The 20,064-nt window shown below is 37.3% G+C and carries 23 protein-coding genes and 1 riboswitch; of the genes, 4 read left to right on the top strand and 19 right to left on the bottom strand.

Going from position 1 to position 20,064, the window contains the following annotated elements:
- Window positions 1-27 precede the first annotated feature (27 nt).
- Entirely contained in the window at window positions 28-1,422 is a 1,395-nt protein-coding gene (locus tag AZF08_RS13560) for a bifunctional metallophosphatase/5'-nucleotidase (RefSeq protein WP_082245993.1), read from the bottom strand.
- Between the two features lie 196 nt (window positions 1,423-1,618).
- Window positions 1,619-1,849 carry a hypothetical protein gene (locus tag AZF08_RS30475; protein WP_033673052.1) on the bottom strand — a complete coding sequence of 77 codons (231 nt, stop codon included), beginning with the start codon at window positions 1,847-1,849 and terminating at the stop codon, window positions 1,619-1,621.
- A 512-nt stretch (window positions 1,850-2,361) separates the two neighbouring features.
- Here AZF08_RS30475 and AZF08_RS13550 point away from each other — a divergent pair.
- From AZF08_RS13550 to AZF08_RS13540, 3 genes are read left to right on the top strand one after another with little or no spacing between them, the layout of a single operon-like run.
- Window positions 2,362-2,733 (top strand): GntR family transcriptional regulator, encoded by a 372-nt coding sequence (locus tag AZF08_RS13550; RefSeq protein ID WP_033673054.1) that lies wholly within the window; start codon window positions 2,362-2,364, stop codon window positions 2,731-2,733.
- 5 nt (window positions 2,734-2,738) lie between these two features.
- Window positions 2,739-3,605, top strand: coding sequence for an ABC transporter ATP-binding protein (locus tag AZF08_RS13545; protein ID WP_033673056.1), 867 nt, complete (start codon window positions 2,739-2,741; stop codon window positions 3,603-3,605).
- Window positions 3,598-4,203 (top strand): ABC-2 transporter permease, encoded by a 606-nt coding sequence (locus AZF08_RS13540; RefSeq protein ID WP_033673059.1) that lies wholly within the window; start codon window positions 3,598-3,600, stop codon window positions 4,201-4,203. Before AZF08_RS13545 ends, AZF08_RS13540 begins: the two co-directional genes overlap by 8 nt.
- Before the next feature lie 266 nt (window positions 4,204-4,469).
- Here AZF08_RS13540 and sufB read toward each other — a convergent pair whose 3' ends face one another.
- The 15 genes from sufB to AZF08_RS13460 form a co-directional block, all read right to left on the bottom strand.
- On the bottom strand, window positions 4,470-5,867 hold the full coding sequence (gene sufB, locus AZF08_RS13535) for a Fe-S cluster assembly protein SufB (RefSeq protein ID WP_033673061.1): 1,398 nt from the start codon (window positions 5,865-5,867) through the stop codon (window positions 4,470-4,472).
- Between the two features lie 48 nt (window positions 5,868-5,915).
- Window positions 5,916-6,347 (bottom strand): Fe-S cluster assembly sulfur transfer protein SufU, encoded by a 432-nt coding sequence (sufU, locus tag AZF08_RS13530; protein ID WP_033673063.1) that lies wholly within the window; start codon window positions 6,345-6,347, stop codon window positions 5,916-5,918.
- A complete protein-coding gene (gene sufS, locus AZF08_RS13525) occupies window positions 6,337-7,557 on the bottom strand; it encodes a cysteine desulfurase SufS (RefSeq protein WP_033673064.1) in 1,221 nt (406 codons plus the stop codon). The genes sufU and sufS overlap by 11 nt, the downstream gene beginning before the upstream one ends.
- Entirely contained in the window at window positions 7,557-8,849 is a 1,293-nt protein-coding gene (sufD, locus tag AZF08_RS13520; RefSeq protein WP_033673065.1) for a Fe-S cluster assembly protein SufD, read from the bottom strand. Before sufD ends, sufS begins: the two co-directional genes overlap by 1 nt.
- Window positions 8,850-8,864: 15 nt before the next feature.
- A complete protein-coding gene (gene sufC / locus AZF08_RS13515) occupies window positions 8,865-9,650 on the bottom strand; it encodes a Fe-S cluster assembly ATPase SufC (RefSeq protein WP_033673066.1) in 786 nt (261 codons plus the stop codon).
- 235 nt (window positions 9,651-9,885) lie between these two features.
- Entirely contained in the window at window positions 9,886-10,692 is an 807-nt protein-coding gene (metQ, locus tag AZF08_RS13510) for a methionine ABC transporter substrate-binding lipoprotein MetQ (protein ID WP_033673067.1), read from the bottom strand.
- Between the two features lie 141 nt (window positions 10,693-10,833).
- On the bottom strand, window positions 10,834-11,649 hold the full coding sequence (gene metQ, locus AZF08_RS13505; RefSeq protein ID WP_033673068.1) for a methionine ABC transporter substrate-binding lipoprotein MetQ: 816 nt from the start codon (window positions 11,647-11,649) through the stop codon (window positions 10,834-10,836).
- 37 nt (window positions 11,650-11,686) lie between these two features.
- Window positions 11,687-12,352, bottom strand: a complete 666-nt coding sequence (locus AZF08_RS13500) for a methionine ABC transporter permease (protein ID WP_033673069.1) — start codon at window positions 12,350-12,352, stop codon at window positions 11,687-11,689.
- Window positions 12,345-13,370, bottom strand: coding sequence for a methionine ABC transporter ATP-binding protein (locus AZF08_RS13495; protein WP_033673071.1), 1,026 nt, complete (start codon window positions 13,368-13,370; stop codon window positions 12,345-12,347). The genes AZF08_RS13500 and AZF08_RS13495 overlap by 8 nt, the downstream gene beginning before the upstream one ends.
- 348 nt (window positions 13,371-13,718) lie before the next feature.
- Window positions 13,719-13,828: riboswitch (SAM riboswitch) on the bottom strand.
- 125 nt (window positions 13,829-13,953) lie between these two features.
- Window positions 13,954-14,298: a hypothetical protein gene (locus AZF08_RS13490; protein WP_033673570.1), complete on the bottom strand. Its 345-nt coding sequence runs from the start codon at window positions 14,296-14,298 to the stop codon at window positions 13,954-13,956.
- Window positions 14,299-14,448: 150 nt separating this feature from the next.
- Window positions 14,449-14,757, bottom strand: coding sequence for a thioredoxin family protein (locus AZF08_RS13485; RefSeq protein ID WP_200875204.1), 309 nt, complete (start codon window positions 14,755-14,757; stop codon window positions 14,449-14,451).
- 3 nt (window positions 14,758-14,760) lie between these two features.
- Entirely contained in the window at window positions 14,761-15,105 is a 345-nt protein-coding gene (locus AZF08_RS13480; RefSeq protein ID WP_033673073.1) for a toprim domain-containing protein, read from the bottom strand.
- 413 nt (window positions 15,106-15,518) lie between these two features.
- Window positions 15,519-15,902, bottom strand: coding sequence for a glycine cleavage system protein GcvH (gene gcvH / locus AZF08_RS13475; RefSeq protein WP_033673075.1), 384 nt, complete (start codon window positions 15,900-15,902; stop codon window positions 15,519-15,521).
- A 41-nt stretch (window positions 15,903-15,943) separates the two neighbouring features.
- Window positions 15,944-16,309, bottom strand: coding sequence for an arsenate reductase family protein (locus tag AZF08_RS13470; protein ID WP_033673571.1), 366 nt, complete (start codon window positions 16,307-16,309; stop codon window positions 15,944-15,946).
- A gap of 322 nt (window positions 16,310-16,631) precedes the next feature.
- On the bottom strand, window positions 16,632-17,165 hold the full coding sequence (locus AZF08_RS13460) for a hypothetical protein (protein WP_033673079.1): 534 nt from the start codon (window positions 17,163-17,165) through the stop codon (window positions 16,632-16,634).
- A 141-nt stretch (window positions 17,166-17,306) separates the two neighbouring features.
- On the opposite strand from AZF08_RS13460, the gene AZF08_RS13455 reads away from it, so the two are divergent.
- Window positions 17,307-17,960: a phosphatase PAP2 family protein gene (locus AZF08_RS13455; protein WP_033673080.1), complete on the top strand. Its 654-nt coding sequence runs from the start codon at window positions 17,307-17,309 to the stop codon at window positions 17,958-17,960.
- Between the two features lie 78 nt (window positions 17,961-18,038).
- Here AZF08_RS13455 and AZF08_RS13450 read toward each other — a convergent pair whose 3' ends face one another.
- Window positions 18,039-19,052, bottom strand: a complete 1,014-nt coding sequence (locus AZF08_RS13450; protein ID WP_033673081.1) for a PTS transporter subunit IIC — start codon at window positions 19,050-19,052, stop codon at window positions 18,039-18,041.
- A 20-nt stretch (window positions 19,053-19,072) separates the two neighbouring features.
- On the bottom strand, window positions 19,073-20,023 hold the full coding sequence (locus AZF08_RS13445) for an L-lactate dehydrogenase (RefSeq protein WP_033673083.1): 951 nt from the start codon (window positions 20,021-20,023) through the stop codon (window positions 19,073-19,075).
- Between the last annotated feature and the right edge of the window lie 41 nt (window positions 20,024-20,064).

The raw sequence follows: 20,064 nt of genomic DNA, 5'->3' as shown, positions 1-20,064 counted from the left end.
AAAAATGAGTGTTACAGGTTAACTAGCCTATAGTTTGATTGAAGATGTATAAGTTATCAACATCTCCATTAAAACATCTCGCAATAATTCTGGCATATAATATTGTTTTTCAGAAAGTGTGGATAGCTCTGGGTATAAGTAACCGAATGTAAACATATCGATTGTCCCGACAGTATATATACGATCTAATTCTAAAGATTCCCCATTAATGAGCACATCTTCAAGTAAAATTTTATTTCCAGGAATCGTATCTGGAATGACTTCTACACCAGCATAGATCATTTTCCCCATCACTTTCCCGCGAAAACCGAGTCCTTTTACTTCAAGTTGTTCCATGTTTGGACGACGTGCTTTTAAAATAACCTCTCGTAATGTTTTTCCCTTCATTTGCAGAGCACATGGATTAATAGGATGTGGACAAACCCTGTGGATATCCCCGCGTGTGACAATGCCTTCTTCCAATCCGTCTAACAGCACACCCGCATTAACCATCCCAATTTCAGCATTGCACCATCTTTTAAGTGCACTTGCTAACATACTGGAAAATGTCGTCTCCTGAAACCAATCAATCGGCAATGGCTCCTTCAAATCAATAATTGGCTCTTCCATAATTTTCTTACTTTCTTCTTGCAACGCTTCAATCGTCGGTAATGCATCTCCAGAAACTTTCAAACTTTTTGTAGCAATCGCTCTTCCGTCTTTTTTCACGACTTTCTTTGTCTCTCTATCTACCGTTAGCTGAACATGACCAACGTAGTGCCCCCACTTTTCTCCGCAACAAAGAAGAGTTCCATTCATAAGAACACCGTGCTCAAACAAATGATGCGTATGTGCTCCTAAAATCACATCAATATCATAATGCTCTGCCATATATTCATCTGCATTCTTTCCAAGATGAGAAAGAACGACAGTAACATCTGCTTGCTCTTTTACTTCTTCTAAAATCAATTCTAAATGCTCAATTGGATCTTCAATATGCCAATCTAACATTTCATAAAACTCAGGATACGCCACCGTTAAACCAATAAAGGCTATTGTAATGCCGTCTGCAGTCGTATGAAGTGTATAAGCTTCTGCCCACTTCGGACGCATTCCATTTGTTTCAAATAAATTAGCTACAAGTACTTCAAATTTCGCTTCATCATATAAGTGGTCTAGATGCTCTTTCGCTAACGTAATTCCTTCATTATTTCCGATCGTTACATAATCATATAACGCTTCATTTAATAACTTCGTATTTCCCCGTCCATTTGTCGCTTCCGTTATACGATGAAAACGATCTACGTGATCGCCAATATCTAGTGTAAAAACAGCCTCTCCAGCTGCTTGCCGGCGCTTTTTCTCTTCTAGTACAAACCGAGAAATCTGTGGCCAATTTTCAAAATGGCTATGTATATCGTTTGTATGATAAAGGTGAAGAATTACTTCTTTATTTATATTCAGAGAAAAAACCTCCTCTCAGTTCCTTACTGCATTTTACGCTACAGGAATGCAATAATCCTGTAAATACTTTTCGCCTTTTCTTGCTATTTTACATTGTACTCTCATTAAGAGAAAAAGCAAAAAGATAACTTTCAATTAGAAAATTTTTACACTAAAATATATGTACGGAGGTGATTTATTTGGCTAACAAATATAGCTTACTCTCTCTATCGATTACATTAGCTGGACTTATTTTCTTTCTACCCAGCTTTTTCATTACAACCGCTTTAGATAGCATCTTCCTTTTTACTAGCATCGCTTGCATCATCCTCGGTCTCATACTCAGCATGATCGCCATAATAAAAAACGAACCGAGTAAATGGAAGTTTGTCGGTATTTTCGTTCCGCTCATCGCCGTTATATTCATCTTACTTATTCCTTTTCTTATTGGGGCTTTTGGATTTTAGGTGCCGTAAGAGCTTTTCCGTTTATCGTATATTGTAGAACGGTCAATATGTTGTGTCGAACCGCCGATATATCAGGAAAATCGCCGATATATTTATTCACAATATAAAAAAGCGCCCTGCTGAGCAGGGCGCTTTCGCATTTCTTTTATTATCCAGTTCCAGAAAACCACTTGGTAAACGAAAGGAAACAAAGTCAAGTGCATTAGGCATAACCCGTAATGGACGATATTAAAACCATCCTTAAAAGATTATATTTACTATTAAAAATTCTATGTATCCTTCTTGTTCTTTTCGAGGGGATTTATCCCATATTAACACTTTCATCCCTATACCCACTCCCATGATTAAACCTACTATTCATTTACATCAATACTCTTTATAAAAAATTCTGAAAAATCATTGCATTTCTGATACAAAATGTGTATATTGTACATATAGTGTATATACAATATAGAGACTAAGAGGGATTTGCATGCAAATAATTATTTCAAATAGTTCTAAGGAGCCAATTTACGAACAAATTAAAAATCAAATAAAGTCGCTAATTTTAACTGGTGATTTAAAAGAGGGATCGCCCCTCCCGTCAATGCGCCAACTCGCAAAAGATTTGCAAATTAGTGTTATTACGACAAAACGCGCATATGAGGAGTTAGAAAAAGCAGGATTTATTTATTCAATTGTAGGTCGGGGCTCTTTTGTTGCTGAACAAAATTTAGATGTAGTACGTGAGAAAAAATTAAAAGTGATTGAAGAACAATTATTGTCTGTCATTACTAATAGTAAGGAAATTGGGCTACCCTTAACGGAACTGCGGGAATTATTAACTATTTTATATGAGGAGTAAGATGTATGGAGAATATAGTAGAGCTACACAATGTTAGTAAAACACTTCAAGGTTTTTCGATAAAGCAATTAAATTTACAAATCAAAAAAGGATTTGTAACAGGATTCATCGGCGCAAATGGTGCCGGTAAATCGACAACCATTAAAATGATGATGAACTTATTAAAGCCAGATGCGGGCGAGGTTAAAATTTTCGGCTTAGACTACGCAACGCACGAAAAAGAAATTAAAGAGCGCATCGGTTTTGTTTTTGATAGTAACGTATTTTATGAAGGCTTAAATCTAAAGGATATTAAGCGTATAGTCGCGCCTGCTTATAAAAATTGGGACGAAACGATATTTAAGCGCTATATAGAACAGTTTGAATTGCCAATGAATAAAGCGATTAAAACTTTTTCAAAAGGGATGCAGATGAAAGCTTCATTAGCGCTTGCGTTATCACATCATGCCGAGTTGATTATTATGGATGAGCCAACAGCGGGCTTAGACCCAATATTTAGACGTGAGTTACTCGATTTACTGCATGAATTAATGCTTGATGGTAATCGCACAATTTTCTTCTCTACACATATTACGACGGATTTAGATCGCATCGCTGATTTTATTGCCTTTTTAAAAAAGGGAAAATTAATCTTTAATCATTCAATTCATGAGGTAGAGGAAAACTATGCCTTAGTAAAAGGGAGTACGGATTTATTAGACCGTGATACAGAAAAAGCCTTTGTGCATGTTCATCGTGCACCGACTGGCTTTGAGGCATTAACGAATAATGTAACTGAAGTTGAACAAATTTTTGGTAATGAAGTTATGATTGAACGCGCCTCATTAGAGGACATCATGTATTACTCGAAAGGAGTAGGGCATCATGCTTAATTTAATCAAACGCGATTTAATTTTACAAAAAAAACAATTGCTCATTTATTTAGGCTGTATCGTCTTTTTTATTGTGATGAACACGCACCCTATTTTGGTCTTTACAATTACAAGTATTTTTATTCCTTTTAATACGCATGCCTATGACGAAAAAACTGAAACAAATATTTTATTAAATTCTTTACCATATACCCGTAAGGAAATTGTCGCTTCACGCTATATTGGGGCAATTGTTTACATGTTGTTGGCAATTTCTGTAACAAGTGTCATGCTTATCATCTTCCAAAAGTCATTTACTGTAGAGCATATTGTAATGGGCAATGCACTATTTTTGCTATTTGCAGCCGTTACATTTCCACTATTTTATCAATTTAAGCAAAAGCATATGTCGTCCATTGTCATCGTTTCATTTTTAGCTTCAGTTTATCTCGGTCCACCTGCTGTACAATTTCTTGCAACAGAGTTTAGTACAGTTACCGATGCTATTTTCAGCTTATCTATACCTACTTTGTATGCCATAGCTATGATTATTATCGTATGTGTTTATATCATTTCATGGGGAGTATCATTAATCATTTATCAACGTAAAGCATTTTGATTCAAAATTTTCTGTATTATAAAATAAAAATTGAACATGTTACCCTTTTTAAAGGTGCAAAATCCGGTGAGGTATGCCCCTGAAAAACCAATCACCACATAAAAAAGCGCCCTGCTTAGCAGGGCGCTTCCTTAATTCTACTTATTGTCCAGCTCTGCCTCCTAGACCCTCATGTCTAAGAACCTTCCGCACCAGAAGATAAAAAGCATCTTCTGTGCGAAAGAACCTTAGCCAACGGGTCTGAACAGTCGGCTCCGCATTTCTACTTAACCAATAGAACCTTCCATCTCAAACTTGATTAGACGGTTCATTTCTACTGCGTACTCCATTGGAAGTTCGCGAGTGAATGGCTCGATGAAGCCCATTACGATCATTTCTGTAGCTTCTTGCTCAGAAATACCACGGCTCATTAGGTAGAATAATTGTTCTTCTGATACTTTTGATACTTTCGCTTCGTGCTCAAGTGAAACGTGATCGTTTTTGATCTCGTTGTAAGGAATTGTATCAGATGTAGATTGGTTATCCATGATTAACGTGTCACATTCGATGTTAGAGCGAGAGTTTGTCGCTTTTGGTCCGAAGTGTACGATACCACGGTATGTTACTTTACCACCATGTTTCGCAATCGATTTAGAAACGATTGTTGAAGATGTGTTTGGTGCTAAGTGAATCATTTTCGCACCAGCATCTTGGTGTTGGCCTTTACCAGCAATCGCGATAGATAATGTTAAACCACGAGCGCCTTCGCCTTTTAAGATAACTGCTGGGTATTTCATCGTTAATTTAGATCCGATGTTACCATCAATCCATTCCATCGTTGCGTTTTCTTCACAAACAGCACGTTTTGTAACTAGGTTGTATACGTTGTTCGCCCAGTTTTGGATTGTTGTGTAACGGCAATATGCATCTTTCTTAATGATGATTTCTACTACCGCACTGTGCAGTGAGTTTGTTGTGTAAACAGGTGCTGTACAACCTTCTACGTAGTGTACGTGTGCGCCTTCGTCTACGATAATAAGCGTACGCTCGAATTGTCCCATATTCTCAGAGTTAATACGGAAATACGCTTGAAGTGGTGTATCAACTTTTACACCTTTTGGAACGTAGATGAATGATCCACCAGACCAAACTGCAGAGTTTAATGCAGAAAATTTGTTGTCTGTTGGCGGAATTACTTTTCCGAAATGCTCACGGAAAATATCTTCGTTCTCTTTTAATGCGCTATCTGTATCTTTGAAGACGATTCCTAGAGCTTCTAGGTCTTCTTTCATGTTGTGGTATACAACTTCAGATTCGTACTGTGCAGATACACCAGCTAAATATTTTTGCTCAGCTTCTGGAATACCTAATTTATCAAATGTAGCTTTAATTTCATCAGGTACTTCATCCCAAGACTTCTCAGATTTCTCAGATGGTTTTACGTAGTACGTAATTTCATCGAAATTTAAGTCATTTAAGTCGCCGCCCCATTGTGGCATTGGCATTTCATAGAACTTATCCAGTGATTTTAAACGGAAGTCTAACATCCACTGTGGTTCTTCTTTCATACGTGAAATCTCTTCAACGATTTCTTTTGTTAAACCGCGTCCAGCACGGAAAATCGAAACGTCTTTGTCCTTGAAACCATATTTATAATCGCCGATATCTGGCAGTTTCTTCGCCATGTTGGTATGTCCCTCCTTAGATAACCTCGTGTTTAGGAACCTTTAACATTACTTATCTTCGTTTAAGCCTTTTTCTAACGCTTTCCAAGCTAATGTTGCACATTTAATACGTGCTGGAAACTTGCATACGCCTTGTAATGCTTCAATATCCCCTAAATCTACGCTGTCATCGTACTCTTTTCCTAGCATCATATCAGAGAAAATTTTAGAAAGCTGAAGTGCTTCTTCAATTTTCTTTCCTTTTACTGCTTGCGTCATCATGGAAGCTGAAGACATGGAGATGGAACACCCTTCTCCTTCGAACTTCGCCTCTCGCACAATACCATCTTCTACTTTCATCGTAAGTTGAATACGATCGCCGCAAGTTGGATTGTTTAAGTTAACGGTAACACTATCTTCTAACACGCCATTGTTACGTGGATTTTTATAATGATCCATTATAACTTGACGATATAACGTATCTAAATTATTAAATGACATTTGTGAAATACTCCTTCGTTTTGATTAACGCTTCAACAAATGTATCAATTTCTTCAGTTGTATTATATAAGTAGAAGCTTGCACGTGCTGTAGAAGAAGCTTTCAACCACTTCATTAATGGTTGTGCACAGTGATGTCCGGCACGAACCGCAATTCCTTCTACGTCTAATACAGTTGCCACATCATGCGGATGTACTTCATCAATATTAAATGTAACAAGACCAGCGCGATGCTTTGGACCATAAATTGTAACGCCATCTACTTCTGATAGTCTTTCTAAAGCATACTGCGCTAATTCATGTTCATGCTTTTCAATATTATCAAGACCGATTTCTTCTAGGAAATCAATTGCCGCTCCAAGACCGATTGCATTGCCGATAATCGGTGTACCCGCTTCAAACTTCCACGGAAGCTCTTTCCATGTAGACTCTTGTAAGTCTACGAAATCGATCATTTCACCGCCAAATTCAATGGGCTCCATATTGTTCAGCAATTCCTTCTTACCATATAATACGCCAATACCTGTAGGTCCACACATTTTATGAGCGGATAATGCGTAGAAATCACAATTTAAATCTTGTACATCCACTTTCATATGCGGTGTACTTTGCGCACCATCAACGACCATGATTGCACCATTTTGATGAGCGATTTCTGCGATTTCTTTTACAGGATTAATCGTTCCAAGTACGTTAGACACATACATAATAGAAACGATTTTTGTATTCGGTGTAATTGTTTGACGAGCATCCTCTAATGAGATTGTTCCGTCTGGCTGAAGCGGAAGATATTTTAAATTTGCGCCTGTTGCCTTTGCAACTTGTTGCCACGGAATGATATTACTATGGTGCTCCATGTAAGAGATGACGATTTCATCGCCTTCTTTTACATTTTCACGTCCATAGCTTGCTGCTACTGTATTTAATGCAGTTGTCGTTCCGCGCGTGAAAATAATTTCTTCCATTGATTTCGCATTGATAAACTTGCGAACTTTCTCGCGTGCACCTTCATACGCATCGGTAGCTTTCGTACCGAGCGTATGAACACCACGATGCACGTTAGAATTGTATTCTTTATAGTAACGTTCTAACGTTTCAATGACTTGAATTGGTTTTTGAGAAGTTGCTGCACTATCGAAATATACAAGTTGTTTACCGTTCACCTTTTGATCAAGAATTGGAAACTGTTTGCGTATTTCATGAATATTCATTAGCGAACTTTCCTTTCAATTACCTCAACAAGCTGTGCTTTTACTCCTTCAATTGGAAGCTCATTTACTACAGGTGCTAAGAATCCATGGATGACTAAACGTTCTGCTTCTTGCTTCGGAATACCACGGCTCATTAAGTAGTATAGTTGCAGTGGATCTACGCGGCCTACAGAAGCTGCGTGCCCTGCCATTACATCGTCTTCGTCAATTAAAAGAATTGGGTTTGCATCACCACGTGCTTTTTCATTTAACATAAGAACGCGAGAAGATTGTTGTGCATTTGATTTAGATGCACCGTGTTCAATCTTACCAATTCCGTTAAAGATAGATGTTGCGCTATCTTTTTGTACACCGTGTTTTAAGATAAAGCCTTCAGAGCTTTTACCGAAGTGAACAACTTTTGTTGTAAAGTTTTGTGTTTGGTTACCACGGCCAATTGTTACTGTTTTTGTATCAGCAAATGATCCGTCGCCCATTAAGTTCGTTACGTTCTCTGAAATTGTATTTCCGTCATTCATAAGACCTAACGCCCACTCAAGACGTCCATCTCGGCCTACAACGCCGCGGCGGTTCACATAAGATGTTACATCTTTTGCTAATAGATCAACCGCACCAAATTTCACTTGTGCACCTTGCTCTACGATTACTTCTGCCACGATATTTGCAATACCTGTAACAGTTTCATTCGCTACGTAGTTTTCTACATATGTTGCAGAACTGTTAGCATCAGCTACAAATAGTACGTGGTTGTATACGTTCGCTTCTTCGCCATCTACTAAGAATACAGCTTGAAGTGGTGTTTCAAGAACAACGTTTTTCGGAACATATACGAATGCACCGCCGTTGATTAGTGCAGCATGAAGTGCTGTTAAGCGATGCTCATCTACTTTCACGCCATCTTTCATTAGATACTTTTGTAAAAGTTCAGCATGCTCAGTTGCAGCTGTAACGATATCTGTGAAAATAACGCCTTTCTCTTTTGCTTCGTCTGCTAGAGAAACGAATGCTGTTGTACCACTTCGTCCTACAAGTACGCTATTATTTGTATCGATTAACTTTTGCACTGCTTCTGGAAGTTCCTCTAAAGAACTTACAGGCTCTTGCTTAGCAGTGTGGCCTTTGCCAACAAAGTCCCATTTATCAATTTTCGTTTTATCAGGCTTTGGCATTGGAAGTTCAGTTGCTTGTGCAAGAGCTTGTAAGCGGAACTCAGTCAACCAAGCAGCTTCGTTTACTTCGCTTGCGCGCTGACGGATTGTTTCTTGATCGAAAGGTAATGTACCGATTGTCATGTTTATGCTCCTCTCTTACGCTTCTTGCTCTGTTGTTTCGTCTTCAATACCTAATTCTTTTTTAATCCAGTCGTAACCTTCAGCTTCTAGACGTTGTGCAAGCTCAGGGCCACCAGATTTAACAATGCGACCGTTCATCATAACGTGAACGAAGTCTGGAGTGATGTAGTTTAATAAACGTTGGTAATGCGTAATCATTAAGCAACCGAATTCTTCGCCGCGCATTTGGTTAATACCTTTAGATACAACTTTTAATGCATCGATATCAAGACCAGAGTCGATTTCATCTAAGATTGCAATTTTTGGCTCAATCATCATTAATTGAAGAATTTCGTTACGTTTTTTCTCACCGCCAGAGAAACCTTCGTTTAAGTAACGTTGTGCCATTTCTGGATCCATTTCTAGGAATTCCATGTTTTTATCTAATGTACGGATAAATTTCATAAGAGAAATTTCATCGCCTTCTTCACGACGTGCATTAATTGCAGAACGTAAGAAGTCAGCGTTTGTTACTCCGCTAATTTCACTTGGATATTGCATTGCTAGGAATAGACCCGCTTGTGCGCGCTCATCTACTTCCATCTCTAATACATCTTCACCGTCGATGATGATGCTACCTTCTGTTACTTCATATTTTGGGTGACCCATAATTGCAGAAGATAAAGTTGATTTACCTGTTCCGTTAGGTCCCATAATTGCGTGGATTTCTCCACCTTTTACTTCAAGGTTTACACCTTTTAAGATTTCTTTACCATCGATTGATACATGTAAGTCTTTAACCGTTAATGTAGAACCAGTCATCTCAATACCTCCATTAATCCTCTATATACATTTTAAAAATTCCTAAAACATTCACATTCTCATTTTATTCTCATTCTAATTTTATATCAAATAAAATGATATCGCAAACGCTGAGAAAATGTAACAATTTTTTCACAAATGTATATAAGTATTTCCCTCACATCCTATTACGATACACCTTTCTTCTTATATATAAAGGAAAAAGGGCTGGGAATTTACCAGCCCTTTCCTGCTATTATTCACTTACCGGAAGCACAGCCCCCTTATACTCTTTATTAATAAAATCTTGAATTTCTTTTGAATGTAATACCTCTACTAGTTCCTTAATTTCTTTTTTCTTCTCATCACCTTTACGAACGGCAATAATATTTGCATATGGAGAGTCTGCCCCTTCAATTGCAATTGCATCCTTTTTAGGATTTAATTTCGCATCAATCGCATAGTTTGAGTTAATAAATAGCGCATCACCTTCATTATTTTCATATAACTTCGGCGTGAGTCCAGGCTCTACATCTGTTTTAAACTTCAAGTTCTTTGGATTCTCCACAATATCTTTTACTGTCGCTTTCACAATATCTACACCATCTTTAAGCTTAATGACGCCACCTTTTTGTAATAACGCTAGCATACGTCCACGTTCTGCCACGTTATTACTCATAATAACTGTCCCGTCATTTGGAAGGTCTTTTAAGCTTTTATATTTCTTAGAATAGATTCCCATTGGCTCTAAATGGATTTTCCCTGCATTTACAATTTTATATCCCTTTTCCTCAATCTCTTTGTCTAAGTATGGAATGTGCTGAAAGTAGTTTGCATCAATGTCTTTATCTGCTAATGCTTTATTTGGTAACACATAATCTTGGAATGTTTCAATTTTTAATTTTATACCTTTTTTCTCTAAGATAGGTTGTGCTTTCTCTAAAATAACAGCATGCGGTACATTCGAAGCACCGACAACAAGTGTATTTTCATCTTTCCCGCCGCAAGCAGCTAATGCAAATACAAAGATTGCTATAAAAATTGATAGTATGATTTTCTTCATATGATGATACCTCTTTTTCTTAATTTTCAGAACTCTCGTTATGTACAGGTCTTGGGTTCACAATTCAACTTATTACGACCTTTAACAAATTTTAATAGGTAAAAAATAAGAGCTGGCATTTACCAGCCCTTATTTAAGCAATTATTCTTTAACAGGAACAATCGCTCCCTTATATTCTTTATTAATGAAGTCTTCAATCTCTTTCGAATGCAACACTTCTACAAGTGCTTTAATTTCTTTCTTGTCTTTATCGCCTTTACGAACTGCTACAACGTTTGCATATGGAGAATCATTTCCTTCAATAGCAATTGCATCTTTCTCCGGGTTTAATTTCGCATCAATTGCATAATTTGAGTTAATTAATACCGCATCGCCTTCTTTATTGTTATACACTTGTGGTAATAAACCAGGCTCAATATCCGTTTTAAACTTCAAGTTTTTCGGATTTTCCGCAATATCTTTTGTCGTTGCTTTGACAGGTGTCACACCAGATTTAATTTTTAAAATACCTTCTTTTTGCAAGATTGCTAAACCACGTCCATGATCCGCAACAGAGTTACTCATGATGATTGTCGCTCCATCTGGAAGGTCTTTTAAATTCTTATACTTTTGAGAATATACACCGATTGGTTCTAAGTGAATTTTCCCTGCTACTTCAAAATCATATTTTTTATCTTTTATTTCTTTCTCTAAGTAAGGAATGTGCTGGAAGTAGTTCGCATCTAACTCTTTATCCGCTAATGATTTATTTGGCAGTACGTAATCCTGAAACTTTTCAACTTTTAGTGTTATACCTTTTTTCTCAAGTAAAGGCTTTGCCTTTTCTAAAATAACAGCGTGCGGCACGTTAGAAGCACCGACAACAAGCTCATCGTTACCTTTGTCGCTTTTTCCCCCACAAGCAGCTAAACCAAAAATTGACGTTGTAATAAGTGCTGCAAGTAATAATTTTTTCATGTTGTAAACACCCTTCCCTTTTTATATAGATATATTTTTACCGTTTATCAATTCGATTTGTAACAATATCCCCAAGCCATTGAATTAAGAAAACAACTAACAATACACAAATTGTCGCAACGATTGTCACATCGTTATTTCCACGCTGGAATCCTTCTAAATAAGCAAGTGTACCAAGACCTCCAGCACCAACAACACCTGCCATTGCTGTATAACCTACAAGCGCAATTGTCGTTACTGTAATGCCTGAAACAAGTGCCGGCAATGATTCTGGAATCAATACCTTCAAAATAATCGTGCTCGTTTTTGCTCCCATTGCTTTTGAAGCTTCAATAACCCCTTTATCAATTTCACGAAGAGCAATTTCAACCATCCTTGCATAAAATGGTGCTGCTCCAATAATCAAAGCTGGAAGTGCTGCACTTGCCCCAAGAATTGTTCCAAGAAGAATCTTCGTAAATGGAATTAATAAAATGATTAAAATGATAAACGGAATGGAACGGAAGATATTTACGAACGCTCCAATCACAGTGTGCACTGCTTTATTTTCCCATAAATTATCTTTTGATGTCATAAAGAGTAATAATCCTAAAATAAGACCTAAAACAAATGTGGCAAGTGCTGCAATTGCCGTCATGTATAATGTCTCACCTGTTGCTTCTAGCATTTTATTCCAATCAACATTAGATAATAAATTATCCATGTGCAATCACCTCCAGCTCTACTTGCTCTTGATTGATTCCTACTATCGCTTGCTGGATCGCTGCTTCCTCACCATTTAAGTGAACAACTAAACTTCCATAAGAACCATTGTTTGTTTGGGCAATATTCCCTTGTAATACACTTACCTCTATATCATCACGTCTCATTAATTGTTGCAGTACAGGACGCTCTACTGAATCGCCAATAAACTGTAAACGAATGACTTTTCCATCTGGATATTTTTCTAACAAGCTTTCAATTGTTTCATTTGTATCTTCAGAATCTGTTATCTGTTGTACAAATCGCTTTGTAATCTCTTGTTTAGGATTACGGAACACCTCTAGTACAGGCCCGCTTTCTACAATCTTTCCTTTTTCCATTACCGCAACACGATTACAGATTTTTTGAATGACATGCATCTCATGCGTGATCAATACAATCGTTAAGCCAAGACGTTTATTAATATCTAGTAGTAAATCTAAAATTTGATCTGTCGTTTCTGGATCAAGCGCTGATGTTGCTTCATCACATAAGAGTACTTTTGGATTGTTTGCTAACGCTCTTGCAATCCCCACGCGCTGCTTTTGACCACCGCTTAATTGAGATGGGTATGCCTCTTCTCTTCCTTCTAATCCAACAAGACGAATTAGCTCATCAACACGCTTTCTTCGCTGCGCTTTATCCACTCCTGCAATTTCAAGCGGAAAAGCAATATTTTCACGTACAGTTCGTGACCAAAGTAAGTTGAAATGCTGAAAAATCATTCCGATTTCTTGCCTCGCCTTTCGAAGCTCACTCCCTGTAATCGCAGAAATAACACGATTCGCTATCGTAATTTGGCCCGAAGTAGGTTTCTCTAATTGGTTAAACAATCTAATTAAAGAACTCTTCCCAGCACCGCTATAACCAATCACACCAAAGATTTCGCCTTTATCTATTTTTAAATTGGCGTCATCCACAGCAGTAACATCACCGCTTTTTGACTTATATATTTTCTTTACATTCTCTAATAAAATCATGGTGTATCACCCCTTTTTATTTAAAAAGCGCAAGTAGCTCGTTCAGAATGTGAGGAGGATGGAGCTTCTGACATAGAGGCAATTTTTGCCTCGTAGGAAGAAGCGAAGCCGCCGAACATTCTAGCTGCTGAAGCTGGATTTCTTAAAAAGCGCAAGCGGCTTGCTTAGCTCTGCCCCTACACATTCTTTTTATCTTTTCATGCAGGATACAAAATTCTAGCCGCTGGAGCTAAATTATTGATGGCTCCTTTCGTCATCCGAATGTCCTCCTCATTCAAACAACAAAAAACCTTTCCGCTTTTAGAATGAGCAGAAAGGTTTATATGCATATATCAACATTATCCCTTTCTCTCATCTTTCAAAGCATTCGCTTTGCAGGAATTGGCACCATTTCAACATAAAAGTTGACGGTTGCCGGGTTTCACAGGGCTCAGTCCCTCCACCTCTCTTGATAAGAGAAATCAGATTCAATTTTCGTCTGATTTAAAATTTATGAAATTGTCTATATTTTATGACTTGAATTGTATCAATATACATTCACTATGTCAACAGAAATTTTCGTAAAAAAAGAACCTTCAGAATATTAAGCACCTACTTGCATGGGTTTACATATATGAAATACAGATTCCAACAATAACATTGTGCGATATGTTCCCGAATAATGAACACTTCCACTATTGATTAGTGTTTGCAACTGAACTTTTCCAGTCACTAATCGTCTTAAATCTTCTTCCAGTAAGCAAACGATTTGTTCTGTTCCTCTTGCATCCTTCAAAAGTTGTATATACTCTCTTGAAATTTGAAGTGAATAACATTCATCTCCAAAACGAATATTAATTATTTTTTCTCCTTGCCTTAGAAGTGGCTCTAAATGATATTGTCCATTAGCATAAGTTACAAATGATTGAAGCAACGAATATAATCTCATTCCAGTCACATCCTTCATATCACTTTCTACTAATACCATTCCCTTCTACCAAAGAGCAATCCTGTTACTTTCTCTCGACAAATAACGTAGCCCTTCTATCCCTCGACATATTTCCCAAGAAATATGTCGAGGCGGCAAAAACTTTGCCGCCTACTGTAATTCTGTATATAAATATTCAACCGAATGAAATGCATATATTTTCTTTGTAAGTGTCCCATTTTCAAATACAAGTAAGCAAGGTACACTTTCCACCTCATATTCACGAGCCAAATGCGGAGCATAATTCAAATCTAACATTCCAATTTCCAAATCTGATATAGCCACTTCTACAACTGTTAACATCTTCTTTGCTAATTGGCATGTTCCACACATTGGTGTATATACATATAACACTGTTTTTTCTTGATTTGCTATTGCAAATGTAGCTTCAGCACCTGTCCAATCAATCACTTCTATCATTCCTTACCGTAAATATTCTGTATAAACGTCAATGTCAGCTCCCCATAGTACATTCGCTAAATGATTAGAAGGAGCAGTTGCCACTTCACGATACGAACGATCAATATAAATATGCTCGGCTTGCGGAAACTCTTTACGAAATTGCTTTCTTAACTTTTCTCCTGCATCATCAGCATCTACTAGCACATATACTTCTTTATCAAAAAACTGATCAATGAGCTCATCCATTTTCGACAAACCAATTGTACCATTTGTACAAACAATTTCCACCGGTTCTCGAATAATAGATTCAATCTTTCTTCTATCTGATTTACCTTCGACAATAATGACTTTTTCTACATAGACCATATGTCATCACCCGATCACCATATACTGTACAACCTTTAACTTAGTATATAGTATATTCGTTCTTTTCATGTTGTTTCCTGTTTATTTTTGCAAAGAAAAGCGGAGCCGACTGTTTAGCCCCGGTGGCTAAAGTTCTTTCGCATAGAAGACGCTTTTTGTCTTCTTTTGCGGAAGGTTCTTAGACATGAGGGGCTAGGAGGCGGAGCTAGACAAAGAAAAGCGCAAGCGGCTCGTTCAGAACAAGAGGACGTTGGAACTCCTGACGTAGAGGCGCTCTTTGCCTCATAGGAAGGAGTGAAACGGCCGACTGTTCTTGCCGCTAGAGCTAGATCAAGAAAAGCGCAAGCGGCTTGCTCACTTCGTACAAAATAAAAAGGACAGCACATAGGCTGTCCTTTTTATTTCGACTCAAATTAGTCTTGGTTTGTCATTTCTGCGTATTTTTCTGCAGATAATAACTTTTCAACTTCACTTGCATCAGAAAGTTCAACTTTAACCATCCATGCACCTTCGTATGGAGAATCGTTAACAAGTTCTGGTTGGTCACTTAATTCTTCGTTTACTGCTACAACTTTACCACTTACAGGTGCGTATAATTCAGAAACTGTTTTAACAGATTCTACGCTTCCGAATGGCTCGTCAGCTTCAATTGTTGCACCTACTTCAGGAAGTTCAACGAATACGATATCGCCTAACTCACTTTGTGCGAAATGAGTAATACCGATAACAACTTGGTTGCCTTCAGTTTTTACCCATTCGTGTTCTTCAGAGTAACGTAAATGATTTGGAATGCTCATGACTGTACCTCCAGTGAATGTATTAATTATGTAAAAATACCTTATTGGTACTTTTTCCACACACTTTCAAATTGCTCTTCGTTAAAACCAAGTGTTACATTCGTTCCATCTGTTACGATTGGACGTTTAATCAACATGCCATCAGATGCTAATAGCTCAAACATTTCGTCTTCGCTCGCATCCTTTAACTTATCTTTTAAGCCAAGTTCACGGTAACGCATTCCACTTGTGTTAAAGAATTTTTTTAATGGTAATTCACTTTTCGTATGCAAATTACGTAAGTCTTCTTTAGACGGTGGATTTTCAACAATATGAATCATTTCATATGCTACATCGTTTGCCTCAAACCATTTTTTTGCTTTTTGACATGTGCCACACTTTGGATATGAATAAAATGTTACTGTCATAAATTCACCTACTTTTTTACTAACCTTTACCTTTATCATATAGAAAAGGTTTTATTATTTCAAACGATTCTTCTCCGAACTTTAACTTATTTCGTGACAACTTTCTTATATCCTGCAAATTTTTCTTATTTTTCCGCCATTTCCAGACGGATAAGAAGCATAAAAATATATAAAATTTTTTCTCACCTGATTCAATTTGTACACTTTGCACCGAACATATCTCTTAAACAAACGTTTATTTAACCTGAACGATTCAGTAACAAGATGAGATTTAGCACGAAAAGCCTGAATAAAAAATAAGAAGCCCCTAACCTGGAGCTTCTCATTGTCTACTCAAATAATCAGCAATCGTTTGAAACACGTATATATACATATTATGAATACTTTGCTCCGAAGTCGTATCATTGTATAAACCAGTGCCCCAAAACTGACCTTCACTACTCCCCATATTTACAAAACCTTGTGTATACATCATTGCTTCATTTCTTGGTGCATTGTTATAATCTAAATCTTTATTAGTAAAAATTATATATGGTCTATCCTTTAAACCGATAAAAAACACTGGCTTTTTCATCCCTAAAAATAGATCTGCATATTTTTCTTTTGATGCCTCTTCAAAATGTTCTTTCATAACGAGAAATCCGTCGACTCTCTCCGATTTCTCTTGCATCTCGTCTAACTTTACCTTCACAAATTTTATATTTCTAAACGTATTCTTCGGTGCCCCGCCGACTACGCCAATCGTTAGTGCCCTCCCGCTATACTCTGAAACAGGTGGTACATTCTCATTTTTTGCACACCCAACTCCTAGTAAGCATAGCAATATAAGAAACAACACACTTAATGAACGCTGCATCCCTCATCCCCCCATCCCAAGTCAAGTGACAAAAATGTAAGGTGAATCCAGAAAAAAGTAAGTAAAATCGATAGCCCATTTTGATTTTCTATATTATAATCAATTGGATTTACTTACATTACTGGAACCTAGGAGATTCTTATGAAAAAATATAAACTTTCATCTTTTCTTCCCTTAAGTTATATACTTCTACTCGTACTCGTAAGTCCCCTTTACGATGTACTTAATAAATCTGGTGTTCATGCTGTAAATGTTACGACCATGGTTGATGATTGGATTCCATTTGTAAAAGCATTTATTATTCCATATCTACTTTGGTTTCCATATTTATACGGTGCACTCATTTACTACTGCTTCGCTGATCGAAAACAATATTATGCCACGTTGAGCAGTGTTATCCTTGGAAAGCTTACATGCTTTTCTATTTACTATTTTTGGCAAACAACAGTGCCACGTCCTACAGTCGTAGGAACAGACGTGTTTTCTGACTTAGTTCGCTATATTTATAGTATTGATCAACCTGTAAACTGTTTTCCTAGCATCCACGTTCTCACTACATTTGTGATTATGTTAGCTGCTTATAAGCGAAGAGAACAGCACAGATGGGAATATTTAATTCTTACTTTCTTTGGTACACTCATTATTTTATCGACACTATTTACAAAGCAGCATGCTTTCTTAGATGCCGTTTCAGGTATGGCAGTTGCGAGCACACTCTACTTCGGTGTGCAATTATTACTAGTAAACAGAAAAGAAACTGCCATGATTCCAGCAAGACAAACATACAAAATGTAAAAAAAGCAGACTGTTGCTTCTTCAGTCTGCTTTTATCTATATATAAGGAGATTTTCAATACAATACACTGTTTAAAGATTAAGATTGCGGTACAGTCATGTCGCCAGAATGAATGCGACCTGCTTTTTTTAGTATCATGTACAATATATAAGAAACAGCTACCGGGATTACGATATAAGTGATGACCATTGCTGGTACAACACCGAATCCTTGGCTGGAAATTAAATTAATTGGTGCAATAAGAGAACTTAATCCAAGACCTGCAATTTCTTTACCGGCTTCCAATTGGAAAATCAGTGCAGATACAGGTCCCACAATAGCGCTGGCAACGACAGTTGGGACGAGAATCATTGGATTTTTAGTAATGTTCGGCAACTGTACTTTTGGCGTACAAAGTGCTTGTGCTAAAATACCACCTAAGTTGTTTTCTTTCGCAGAGATAACAGAGAACCCGATAAATTGAGCAACGCATCCTGCAAGTGCGGCACCTCCCGCGACGCCGTCTAGGCTAAGCGCAATTGCTAGAGCTGCTGATGAAGCTGGAGAAATAAGTAATAGTCCCCAAACAACCGCAAGTACGATAGAAGCAATAAATGGGCTGCCAGCTGAGCTCTCTTTAATAAATGCTCCAACTGTATTTAAGACAGGACTAATATTTTGAGCTAACCAAATACCGACTAAACCTGAACCTAATATTGAGGCAAAGGGAACGAGCATCATATCTAAAGCAGTTTTTCCACTTAATCGTTTACCAATATAAACGGCTAAAGTTGCTGTTAATAACGCACCGATTGGTTCACCAGTTTTGATAATTAAACCAGCTTCAGTAATCGAAATCGACCCTGCTCCAATCGCCCCTGCAACCATTGCTGAGAAAATGACAAGTCCGTTTGCTCCAAGCATAAAGGCAATTCCTGCCCCAATTGCTGGTGCCATCATTGATTTTGCCACAACCCCAATTGTAATTAACATCGGAATATCAACAATTCTTCCTATATTTTCGATAAGTAAACCAATTCCAAGGGATACGAAAATACCTTGTGCAATTCCGGCAGAACCTTTAAAGACACGAGACATAATATATTCCTTCATCTGTTTCACCTTCTCCTATTCTAGTAACCGATTGTTTTCATGTAGTCACGTAAAATATCATTTGATTTTGCAAATCGGCTTTCTTCATCCTCTGATAAGTTCAATTCAACAACTTCTTTTACACCATCTCTTGTAATAATTCCTGGTACACCTGTACAAATATCATATTCGCCATATTCACCATCTAAAATGGCTGAAACAGCAATCACGCGATGATCATCATTAAAGATAGATCGTGCAATATAAGCAAGTGAGTTCCCAATACCGTAATAAGTAGTTCCTTTACGTTTATAAATTTCCCAACCAGCTTTTGCAGTTTTTTCTACAATTTCATCTAACTCTATTTCACCAAAACGCTCTTTTTGCTCATCTAAAATTTGTAAGATTGGTTTTCCACCAACTGTTACATGGGACCAAGCAACCATTTGAGAATCACCGTGCTCACCTAATGAGTAACCGTGAATGCTTCGAGGATCAACTTCTAACATTTCAGATAAAATTGTTCTTAAACGGGAAGAATCTAATGATGTTCCAGTACCAATCACACGATTTCTTGGCAAACCAGATACTTTCCAAACTTGATATGTAATAATATCAACTGGGTTCGATGCGATTAAGAATATACCATCAAATCCGCTTTCCATTACACTTCCTACAACACTTTCCATAATCTTTGCGCTTGCTCCTAAAGTATCCAAACGACTTTGTCCTGGCTTTGGAGCCGGACCCGCTGTAATAATCACAATGTCCATATCTTTGCAGTCTTCATAAGTACCTGCATATACTTTTGTTCTTGTATTAGTAAAGTTAATGCAGTGTGATAAGTCCATCGCTTCGCCAACTGCACGTTCATGATTTATATCAATTAATGCCAATTCTTCACAGATGCCTTGATTCACAATTGAATACGCACAGCTTGATCCAACTAATCCAGTACCAATAATTGCGATTTTTCTTGTGTTTCTATTCATAACAATCTCTCCTAATTGATCATGTAATCTTGATTTTTTAT

Origin of the sequence: Bacillus gaemokensis (genome assembly GCF_001590835.1) — a bacterium.
Lineage (GTDB): Bacteria > Bacillota > Bacilli > Bacillales > Bacillaceae_G > Bacillus_A > Bacillus_A gaemokensis.
Note: the sequence above shows the minus strand (reverse complement) of the source record. Positions and strands in the feature narration are given on the sequence as shown.